At 63.8% G+C, this 9,181-nt stretch carries 16 protein-coding genes and 2 tRNA genes; 3 read left to right on the top strand and 15 right to left on the bottom strand.

Going from position 1 to position 9,181, the window contains the following annotated elements; translation table 11 throughout:
* Positions 1-11: 11 nt before the first annotated feature.
* From NO347_RS11010 to NO347_RS10995, 4 genes are all read right to left on the bottom strand, one after another.
* Positions 12-455, bottom strand: coding sequence for a toxin-antitoxin system TumE family protein (locus NO347_RS11010; protein ID WP_256289637.1), 444 nt, complete (start codon positions 453-455; stop codon positions 12-14).
* Complete coding sequence (locus NO347_RS11005; protein WP_256289636.1) at positions 452-1,027, bottom strand: DUF7342 family protein; 576 nt, start codon at positions 1,025-1,027, stop codon at positions 452-454. Before NO347_RS11005 ends, NO347_RS11010 begins: the two co-directional genes overlap by 4 nt.
* Before the next feature lie 77 nt (positions 1,028-1,104).
* A complete protein-coding gene (locus tag NO347_RS11000; protein WP_256289635.1) occupies positions 1,105-1,236 on the bottom strand; it encodes a hypothetical protein in 132 nt (43 codons plus the stop codon).
* A complete protein-coding gene (locus tag NO347_RS10995; RefSeq protein WP_256289634.1) occupies positions 1,236-1,457 on the bottom strand; it encodes a hypothetical protein in 222 nt (73 codons plus the stop codon). The genes NO347_RS11000 and NO347_RS10995 overlap by 1 nt, the downstream gene beginning before the upstream one ends.
* A gap of 178 nt (positions 1,458-1,635) precedes the next feature.
* Between NO347_RS10995 and NO347_RS17485 the strand changes: the two genes are divergently transcribed.
* Positions 1,636-1,872 carry a DUF8106 domain-containing protein gene (locus tag NO347_RS17485; RefSeq protein ID WP_484494530.1) on the top strand — a complete coding sequence of 79 codons (237 nt, stop codon included), beginning with the start codon at positions 1,636-1,638 and terminating at the stop codon, positions 1,870-1,872.
* Between the two features lie 215 nt (positions 1,873-2,087).
* Here the strand turns inward: NO347_RS17485 and NO347_RS10990 are convergent, their stop codons facing one another.
* From NO347_RS10990 to NO347_RS10955, 8 genes are all read right to left on the bottom strand, one after another.
* Positions 2,088-2,315 (bottom strand): hypothetical protein, encoded by a 228-nt coding sequence (locus NO347_RS10990; protein WP_256289633.1) that lies wholly within the window; start codon positions 2,313-2,315, stop codon positions 2,088-2,090.
* Between the two features lie 320 nt (positions 2,316-2,635).
* A complete protein-coding gene (locus NO347_RS10985) occupies positions 2,636-2,767 on the bottom strand; it encodes a hypothetical protein (protein ID WP_256289632.1) in 132 nt (43 codons plus the stop codon).
* On the bottom strand, positions 2,764-3,030 hold the full coding sequence (locus tag NO347_RS10980) for a hypothetical protein (protein WP_256289631.1): 267 nt from the start codon (positions 3,028-3,030) through the stop codon (positions 2,764-2,766). The genes NO347_RS10985 and NO347_RS10980 overlap by 4 nt, the downstream gene beginning before the upstream one ends.
* A gap of 66 nt (positions 3,031-3,096) precedes the next feature.
* Positions 3,097-3,167: transfer RNA gene (locus NO347_RS10975), tRNA-Pro, on the bottom strand.
* A 120-nt stretch (positions 3,168-3,287) separates the two neighbouring features.
* Entirely contained in the window at positions 3,288-4,172 is an 885-nt protein-coding gene (locus NO347_RS10970; protein WP_256289630.1) for an RNA-guided pseudouridylation complex pseudouridine synthase subunit Cbf5, read from the bottom strand.
* Positions 4,173-4,187: 15 nt separating this feature from the next.
* Positions 4,188-4,766, bottom strand: a complete 579-nt coding sequence (gene cmk / locus NO347_RS10965) for a (d)CMP kinase (RefSeq protein WP_256289629.1) — start codon at positions 4,764-4,766, stop codon at positions 4,188-4,190.
* Positions 4,767-4,844: 78 nt separating this feature from the next.
* On the bottom strand, positions 4,845-5,768 hold the full coding sequence (locus tag NO347_RS10960) for a DUF106 domain-containing protein (protein WP_256289628.1): 924 nt from the start codon (positions 5,766-5,768) through the stop codon (positions 4,845-4,847).
* Between the two features lie 139 nt (positions 5,769-5,907).
* Positions 5,908-6,546 carry an adenylate kinase gene (locus NO347_RS10955; RefSeq protein WP_256289627.1) on the bottom strand — a complete coding sequence of 213 codons (639 nt, stop codon included), beginning with the start codon at positions 6,544-6,546 and terminating at the stop codon, positions 5,908-5,910.
* Between the two features lie 138 nt (positions 6,547-6,684).
* On the opposite strand from NO347_RS10955, the gene NO347_RS10950 reads away from it, so the two are divergent.
* Both NO347_RS10950 and NO347_RS10945 read left to right on the top strand, forming a co-directional pair.
* Positions 6,685-7,083: a DUF7975 family protein gene (locus tag NO347_RS10950; protein ID WP_256289626.1), complete on the top strand. Its 399-nt coding sequence runs from the start codon at positions 6,685-6,687 to the stop codon at positions 7,081-7,083.
* A 181-nt stretch (positions 7,084-7,264) separates the two neighbouring features.
* A complete protein-coding gene (locus tag NO347_RS10945; protein ID WP_256289625.1) occupies positions 7,265-7,486 on the top strand; it encodes a hypothetical protein in 222 nt (73 codons plus the stop codon).
* 268 nt (positions 7,487-7,754) lie between these two features.
* Here the strand turns inward: NO347_RS10945 and NO347_RS10940 are convergent, their stop codons facing one another.
* The 3 genes from NO347_RS10940 to NO347_RS10930 form a co-directional block, all read right to left on the bottom strand.
* Positions 7,755-8,075: a DUF5785 family protein gene (locus tag NO347_RS10940; RefSeq protein ID WP_256289624.1), complete on the bottom strand. Its 321-nt coding sequence runs from the start codon at positions 8,073-8,075 to the stop codon at positions 7,755-7,757.
* Positions 8,076-8,198: 123 nt separating this feature from the next.
* Positions 8,199-8,281, bottom strand: a tRNA-Ser gene (locus NO347_RS10935).
* Between the two features lie 88 nt (positions 8,282-8,369).
* The gene (locus NO347_RS10930) at positions 8,370-9,137 is read right to left on the bottom strand and encodes a TIGR04282 family arsenosugar biosynthesis glycosyltransferase (protein WP_256289623.1); all 768 of its coding nucleotides are present in this window, start codon (positions 9,135-9,137) and stop codon (positions 8,370-8,372) included.
* Positions 9,138-9,181 lie beyond the last annotated feature (44 nt).

Raw genomic sequence — 9,181 nt, 5'->3', positions numbered from 1 at the left:
AGAAGCCTCCGCTACTCGCCCCAGAAGGCACGCTGCCGGGCTTCGATCTCCGAGAGAACCGTCGAGAGCACGTCTCGCCAATCAGCCGGATGTGACGCGTCGTCACCGGGCGTCGGTGCATCAGGCCCCGGGTGAACGTGGTCACGGGTGTTGTGACTGGATGGGTGCCTGTCCCATCTGTGATCGAACTCGCCACGCTCGTGTTCCTCGTGGTAGTGAATCGAGAAGTCTCCGTTTTCGTACCAGACGACCTCCAGGCGGGCAGCACGAATTCGTTCCGGGTAGAACCGCTGGTCGTACACCCCGACCAGTCGTTCCGGCGCAAACGCTGGCTGGTCGTCGATTCGCTCGAAGCGGTCACCAGCCGAGAAACGCTCTCGGATCGCGTCGAGTCGGTCGAAATCGATCGGTGCACCGCTACGTGAATCTGACGCGTTCTCGTCGTCGCCGCTCATACCGCTGACTGCATATCGGCACCGTCACCGGACCGTGTCGTAAGTGCTCGTTCGAGCAGCGCCACCCGACGGCGGGCTGTCTGCCACGCAGAGAGGCGTTCCCAGACGTCCTCGATGGATTGGTCTGTCTCGCTCGCATAGCGTGTAATCGAGATTTCGTCCGGCGACTCGACTTCGAATTCGCTCTGCAACGTCTCTGCGCGCTCTGATTCCATCTTCAGAAAGTCGAGAAGCTCGTCAGTAGCGTACTGCTGGCGGAGCTTCTGGACCCGTCGCCAGTTCAGGTACTCCTGGTTCCGTTCGTAGGTGGCTGGTGAGTCCGTGACCTGCGTTACGATCCCCATCCGCTCGAACCAGTCCAAGTACTCGCGTGCGGCATCGACACCGTGGCCCGCAAGCTCGGCGACTTCCTTCGCCGTTGCCGGACTGTCGAGGGCGAGGACGGCGTCGAAGAAGTCGTCCCGCGTTCGGTCGCCACGCACCAACTCCTCCGGAGGAGTCAGAGCCTCGAAGTCGGGTGCTTCGGCACGCTCGTCGGCGTCGGCCTTCAGCTCCTCGCGCGGTTCTTCCATACGCGCCGTACGAGATGAGACGGAATAAATCTTGTTAGCGCGGAATTGTCCGTCTATTTTACCCCAGGGCTACTCGATCAGTCAGAACCTCCGAGGTCGAGATCGGACGCGAGGCAGCCCCGGCAGCGGTAGGCGTTCCGGTAACCATCCTCGTCGATCACGATCGCTATGGCTTGCTCCTCACAGCCGTCGGCGTTACACGCCGCCATCAGCGATCGCCCCCGTTGAACAGTTCCGCGACGAACTCAATCTTCTCCGGCACGTCGCCGAGCAATTCCTTGAGCTCCTCGCCGGAGGTCCCCGCTGGTCCCCCGACGACGATCGAGACGTCGCCGCGGTCGACCGTCGCCAGCACACGATCGCCGACCACGTCCACGTCGATCACCGCGGGCGGCTTCGAGGCCGTCGTATCGTCGCTACGTGTCGCCATCGCTGACCTCCAAGTATCGCCGGCAGTACGCACAGTCCTGTTCAGCGTACGGCAGTCGCTCGTTGACCGCCTCGCAGTAGTGCGAGGCTCCGTCTTTGGGACTATCCTGCCTACCGTCAGTAACGAGTCAGCGCTCGTGCTGAAGTACGACACCGTTATCCCCGTCTGGGGAGTATATATGGAAGTGACGCCATCTACTTCCACTACTGAGCGACAGCCGGCCGACAAGGCGACGCTCTATTGCCCTGCGTGCGGTCACGAGAGCCACATCAATGGAGACTGGATTATCCACGTCTTCGCCAATTCGCTCACTTACGAGTGTCCGAATTGTGGAGCGGTGATCGATTCCCGCCGGAATCAAGAAGAGGTGGCTGCAGGGAGTGGTGGATCGCTTCACTTCACGGCCCAAAACTGACTCAGATGTCGGTAGCTTCAGTATTACCCTAATTTGACGGTGTCGTGTCACATCACTCTGAATCTGAGTAACTACTCCTCGCAGACTATCGTTTCCGTTTTCAGACATCTTCGTCACCCCACGGTTTGCACTGCGCGTCGAGCGGGTGGACCGAGCCGCACTCGGTACAGTAGATGACCTTCTTCTCCGGCGGTCGTCGCTACGCGTGGTACTCATTAGTCTTCCTTCCAGTAATCGACCACGTGTGATGCGTTCAGCTCCTCGTACTCCCAGCGTCGCGTCCGGCCTGATTCCGCGGGAATCGTCGTCGATTTCTCGCACGTACAGCAGTACGCCGGGATGACGCGTCGGTCGTCGACGTCCCGATCGAACGGCGTCACGTCGTCCGCTTCGCGGAGGTCGACGTTCTCTGCCGCGCCGACCACGCGTTCAGACCGGCTCATCGTCGACCTCCTCGGCAGCACCAGCGTTGGCGACGATGCCAGCCTTCTCGAACTCGCCGTTCCTGACCAGACAGAACCAACAGCGCGATGCCGGCCTCTTCAGCCGTCAGCGACCCCGCGATCTTCTGGTCAGGGTGCACCTCGCTGGCTGGTGCGATTCGAGCGACACACTCTCTGAGTGTCACTGGCGGTCACCTCGCTTTGACAGGCCGAAGTCTTCAGGCTCGTGCGCGACTTCGAGATGCGCGGCCAGCGGATTCTCGCCTTCCGCGTCCCACTGCACATCCACGAGTTGCCGCAGACCGGACAGCACAGCAACTTCAGCCGTTTCGCGTTTTGACCTCGTTGCATCCCGCGATGTCGATCAGGTAGCCCGTCAGCGAATCCTCGACGACGTACTCGCGCCAGTCGTCGCGATCGACGCCGCCGCTGTAGTCGGGCAGCGTCGTCATCCCTCGTACACCCTCGACCGGTGCGCGGCCATCTTTCCGGCCACGTACTCGTCGACGGCTTTCGCGATCGGCGCGTCGGCGTTCGCCATCGCGTCGAAGATCGCGTCGTGGACGTCGCTGTCGCCCAGAACATCGTCGCCGTCTGGGAGTGTGACGAGCCACGTGTCCCACGAGAGCCGCTCGATTAGTGCCGCTTCAGGATCGGCGCGTTTCCAGCTGGCCGAGCCACTGTCGCGTTTTGCTGCGAAGTCGAGCGGCGTCACGCTGACGCACCCCCGAGACTAACGGCTAATTCAACTGTTACCCGAACTTCTTGGAGAAATCGGCCATGGGACCGCTGAGAGTCGAACTCAGGTCCTACCGACCCCATCGGCAGAGGATACCACTACCCCACGGTCCCAGGGTGCATTCGTTCAGAGACTGCTGTCACCGTTAAGTCCTTCGTTTCCTCGCGCTGGAAGACAGTCGCTCACACGTGACGGTCGCGCGCTATCGAAGACCCGACAGCTGCTCCGAGTGCTTAAACGAGTACCCGTTCGATCGAGACGACCTCGCCCATATCTGCGTCGGGATCGCCGACGAGTCGTCCGAGACACACCGCTGCGTCGTCGGGGGTGAAGCACGCCACGAGCGTTCCGTCGGTCGCAGATGCTGTGGCGTCGTCGACGTCGACGATTCCGGGGGCATAGATCGGTGCGCCCTCGGCGATCTGTTCGGCGGCCGAGAATGCGACGGTGAGTCGCGGGAGGTGCGTCAGTGCTCGTTCGGCCGGGCTGACGACGTCGCGGAGCGGTTCCTCGTCGCCCTCCTCGGCAAAGACGAGCGCATCCGTCAGGTCGGCCGTCGAAACGAGATCTCTGTCGTCGAAGGGATCGGTTCCGGTCCGCCGGAGATGACCCATATGTGCGCCGGTCCCCGCCGCCAGCCCGAGGTCGTGACAGAGCTTTCGAATGTACGTCCCGCTCTCACAACGGATGCGGATCAGGGCTTGCCTGTCTTTCACTTCGAGCAGTTCGAGGTCGTAGATCTCCCGGGAGCGGAGGCGACGCGCGACGGCGCTCTTGCGTGGGGGCTTCTGATAGATCTCGCCCTCGAACTCCGCGAGTACGGCGTCGAGGTCCGCGGGTGCCGGGCCGTGGAGTTCCAAGACTGCGACGTACTCTTTGGCGCCTTCGAGAAACACCTGCGCCAGCCGCGTCGCGTCGCCGAGCAGGATGGGGAGACAGCCCGTCACCTTCGGGTCGAGCGTTCCGGCGTGTGCGGCGCGGTCGACGCCCGTCAGGTCGCGGGCCCACGCGGACACCTGATGCGCCGACGGGCCGGGTGGCTTGTCGAGATTTACGACGCCAAACGACAGCAGTTCGTCGACGGAGCGTTCGTCAGGGGGTCCGCGGAGTGATGTCATTGTCGAAGGGTCGGATTAGAAGTCGTAGCTGACGCCCTCGACGGGGTACTTTCCTTCGTCTGCGGCCGGATCGTACGCCTCGACTGCCGCCGTCAGGATGTCGGGGACGTCCTCCTCGCTCCAGCGGGCCGTGTTCAGCGCGACGTCGTAGATGGAGAGATCGGAGATGTCGATGCTGTAGTACTCCTGGTACCGGAGCGCCTCGCTTTCCTCGCGTTCGCGGGTCTCTGCGAGTGCAGTCTCTGCCGGCTTGTCTTCGCGTTCGGCGATCCGTGCGGCTCGGACTTCGATCGGCGCGTCGAGCCACAGCCGGAGGTCGGCGGCGTCGCCCGCGAGCCAGCCGGCGAGCCGCGATTCCAGCAGGACGTCGTCGCGTTCGAGTGCGACGGTTCGCAGCCGACGGTCGAGGTCGCGGTCGATTTGATCGTCGTCTTCGGCGAGCCGATTGAACTCCACGGCGGTCATCCCGCGCTCGGCTGCGAGTTCGCGGAAGATATCGCCGCCGCTCACGTGCTCGAGGTCGAACGCCTCCGCGAGAGCCGTGACGGTAGTACTCTTGCCGGCCCCCGGGGGGCCAGAGACGGTCAACAACATACTCTTGCTGGGGGAAGGCGGGTAAAAGAGGTTGTCTTTACGGCCGACGCCGTGTGAGGGCAGACGTGTCGTGTCCGCTCAGGAGGTCGTCGGCGAGATGTCGATGTTCAGGCTCTTGCGGATGATCTGGGTGAAGCCCATCGAGCAGAGGAAGTACCAGACAATCCACGCCTGGATCGGACCGATCACGGACTCGGTCCACGCGACCTGTCCGCGAAGCGGGAGCACCAGCGGATCGAGTGGAACGTGTGCGGTCGCGTTCTGGCCGACGCCGATCGCCCAGTACATCCAGAGGAACACCGGGATCGTGAGGAACATAATCCACACCATCGGCCGGAACTGCTCTTTGAACATCCCGAGCTGATCGCCCATCGCGTCCATCTGCTCTTCCTGGATCGCGTCGAGGGCGGCGTCGTCGCCGGCTTCCTTCGCTTCCTTCCGGCGTTCCTGGATGTCTTTCATCCGCTCTTGGTAGGCGGACATCTTGTCCATATCCATCAGGTTCGCCTGCAGCAGCGTCGAGTACAGCCCCGTCGCCAGCGCGAGGATCATCACGACGGCGTAGAAGGGAAGCATCTCTCCGAGCGGTCCGAGCGCGACGTCCATCGTCGTGCCGATGACGTCCCGGAGGGGCTTCCAGGAGTAGCCGACGAAGAGCCCGAGCGTGACGACGGCCGCGCCCTTGTCGTAGGTCGACCACGACGACTCGTCGTCGGAGTCCGACGTCGACGCGCTACTGGCGGACCCGCTGGTGGTCGTGCTCGAAGCGGGTTCCAGACCCTCCCGGGTCGCTTCGGCGTCGGCCAGTTGGAACCCCTCCTCGCCTTCGACGAGGATCTCTTTCTCGATGAGGCGGCCCCACTGGCCGGACGTGAGGTCGCCCTTCACGTCGAGCCACCGGACCTCGCCGTCGTCGGCCTGATCGAGGACCGTCTCGACGGCCTCGCGCATCCCGTCGTCCTTGGAGACGAGGGTGCGAACCTTCGATTCGATTCGTGGCATCTACCCGCAGATAACCCCCCATCGGTTATGAAGCTTTTACTCTCGGCGTGTCAGCACGCGTCACTCGGCAGGTCAGCCCACGCCTGATCGCCAAGAAATAACTGGAACCGTCGCGGCGGCCGCTCACTTCTGGCGGTCGTTACTCGTCGACGACGTCGACGATCGACTCGAAGACCTCGTCCGGCGTGCCCTCGCCGTCGACCTCGACGAGGACACCCTCGTCACGGTAGTGCTCGACGACGGGGGCCGTGTTCTCCTCGTAGACGCGGAGGCGCTCGCGGACCGTCTCCTCGGTGTCGTCGTCGCGCTGTTCGAGTTCGGCGCCGCACTCGTCGCAGACGCCCGATTCCTCCGGCGGTTCGAACTCGACGTGGTAGCTCGCGCCACACTCCGGGCAGACGCGGCGGCCGGTCAGCCGGTCGACCAGTTCCTCGGTATCGACCGAGAGGTAGACGACGGCGTCGAGGTCGGTCATCTCCGAGAGGACCTCGGCCTGTTCGAGGTTCCGCGGGTAGCCGTCGAGGACGTAGCCGTCGGCGCTCGTGAGCGCTTCCTCGACGATGGCGTTGACGACCTCGTCGGGGACGAGCTCGCCGGCGTCCATATACTCGCCCGGCGTGTCGTACTCCGTGTCCATATCGCTGATGTCCATCTGCTTGTTGGAACGGAGCGCGTCGCCGGTCGTCACGTGTTCGAGGTCGAACTCGGCGGCGAGACGTTTCGACTGTGTTCCCTTTCCGGCGCCCGGCGGGCCCAGAAGCAGGATGTGCTTGCCCATATCGCACCAGTCTGCGTCCGCCCGTATAACGTTGAAGAAACGCGTCTGTCGACCGTGTACAATATCGTGTCGTATGTTAGTACACATCACGTCGCTCGGTTCGAGCAATCTTTTCAGGATCGCCCGAGAGGAGTCCGTATGAGCAGATTCGACGCCGACGACCCGACGGAGCGACGCAAACTGTTCGCCGACGCCATCGCGGCCCACCGCGAGCGGGCGAGCGCCTTCCTGACCCTCGAAGCCGACCACGACGCCGACGTCGACGGGGAGGACTCCCCGGCTCCGTGGGTCCAGTTCGCCGAGAGCACGTTCAACCTCGACGTCGACGACGCGGAGTTAGAGCGGCTGAACGACTTGGTCGACGACTTCCCCGAGTTCCGAGTCGAGCAGTTGGAGTCCCCAGAAGAAGCCGAGGGAACGAACGTTCGCATCACCGCGCGCTCGGACGCCAATCGGCTGGCGGCGTTCGCCGATCAGGTGTTCGTGGACGTGTACGACCGTGCTGAGGATTACCGCGCGTGGGTGACTGCGATTTGAACAGTTGTGCGACCCGAAGTGGGAACCCGATGGCGCCATACGAATCCCGTATGATTGCACTCCGGAACGACACCTCCTCTCGGTCGGCGACGCGTCTCGTTCAGCCATCAGTTCGCACCCCGCTGGCCGTCGACGGACGCAACGAACGCGGCGGACGACGAGCGGTCGACACACCCAGCCGATGAGTGAGGTCGATCCGCTGTTCGCCCGGCCCCTTGTCCCCGTCTCGAACGACGCCGACGCGGCGCGAACGGCCGCGGCGGTCTTTCCGTACCTCGCAGCCGTCGACGGGCGGGCTACGCTCGTCCTTGATGTCATCGAAGAGGTCGAGTGCTCGGTGCTGCTCGCCGAGCGTGCACGCGATCGGTCGCTGTGGCAGCGGCTCTTCGGCGACGGATCCTGATACTGTCGGACAGCCGTTCACGAATCATCTGGCACCCACGGGGTGCCGATACTTCCCACATATAGTAGCATTTGCAAGTCTTCACTCATCCGATCGTACGCTGTCGTGTGATCGGATGAGCAATCATAGGGGTTATCGCAAGTCCTCATAGATTTCTCGCCGGACGATACGGCGAGAATCTCCGAACAGTTACGATAATCCCTATCAGTTGCAAATGTTGCTATAGTTCTGTCCGGCAGTATGAAAAACGATCGACAGCTGTCAGCGATCAGGCTTCGTTCGAGCCGACGAACTTCTCTGCGCCCTCGTAGAACCAGTAGCCGTTCTCGCGCATCGCGCGACCGACGGCCTTGTGGAACGAGACGAAGTCGTCGAACTCCGCTTGGTCGACGTGCTCGAAGATATCAGCGACGGAGACGACGCGCTCGTAGTCGAGTCGAACGGGGTCGTCGCCGTACTCCGCGACGAACTCCTCGCGGGACAGCGGGAAGTCCTCGTCCTCGTCGACCTTTTTTGCGATCACCGCGTGGCCGTACTTGCGTCGTCCCTCAGATCCCTGCTCGCCGTCGGGGTCGTGTGGCCAGTCCATACCCGCGTGTTGGGAGGCCACGGCAAAGCCGTTACGCATCTGTCGGCGCGCGGGCGATGGCGACGAGGCCACGATAGACGCACCGCTCGCGGTGGTCGGTGGTGTCGTGTGCGGTAGAATATGCGGTGGGACTGGGATTCGAACCCAGGAGGCATAACGCCACCTGCTTTCAAGGCAGGCGCAATAGGCCGCTCTGCCATCCCACCGCAGGTGGTCGTTTCTGACGGCGCGTCTAAGAGTTGTCGGTCGCGGCCGACGGGCCGCGGAGGCGGGAGACCGAGGCGCGGGCGCGGCCTACTCCCGCACGAGCGTCAGGTCGCCGTCTCTCGCGTCGTCCGCGACGACCGAGAGTCCCGCGTCGACGACGAACTCCGCAGTGTGCTCGGGGACGACGCGCTCGGCCTGCCAGCGTGCGCGGATCGACGAGACCAGCGTGGCGAGATCCGAGCCGGTCCGGACCGTCGGCTGCATCTGCATAAATCCGACGCCGCGGTCGGCGTCGTTCGCGCTGGCGACGAGCGTCTCCAGTTCCGGCGCGGTGAACGCGCCCTCGAAGTCGATCGGGGCTTTGAAGCCCGCGAAGTAGACGCGCCCGTCGGTCGACGGTCCGAGGACGACCTCGTTGGTGCGGAGCTTCATCGCCGCCGAATCCACCGTCGAGCGGAGTAAGAACGGCGCGTCACCGCGGACGACGGCGGCCGACTGGACGCCCTCCTCGCGGAGGAGGTGTGTGATGGTATTCCCCGCACGCGCGGAGAAATTCGAGCCGACCTGCACCTCGAAGCGCGCCTCCTCGGGGTCGTCGAGAACGTCCGTTGCGATCGCACGCAGCGCGTCCTCGGCCGACTCGTCGGGATCGACGGAGGCGTCCGGGAGGTGGTCGTCCGGACGGTAGTTCACGAGGAGTTCGCCTCCGGAGCGCTCGACAGCACGGAGCGTATCGCGGAGCATCGCCTCCGAGAGCTCTGCGGCCTCCGACTCCGAGAGTGGGCTCGTCTCTGCGAGCCTCGGTAGTGCGAGTCCCGGGCGTGGCGGATCGGCCAAGACGGCGACGACGGTCATACCTTCCTCTCGGCGGTCGGCGCTCTTCAACCCGACGTTCCCGC

Origin of the sequence: Halobellus inordinatus (assembly GCF_024464655.1) — an archaeon.
Lineage (GTDB): Archaea > Halobacteriota > Halobacteria > Halobacteriales > Haloferacaceae > Haloquadratum > Haloquadratum inordinatus.
Note: the sequence above shows the minus strand (reverse complement) of the source record. Positions and strands in the feature narration are given on the sequence as shown.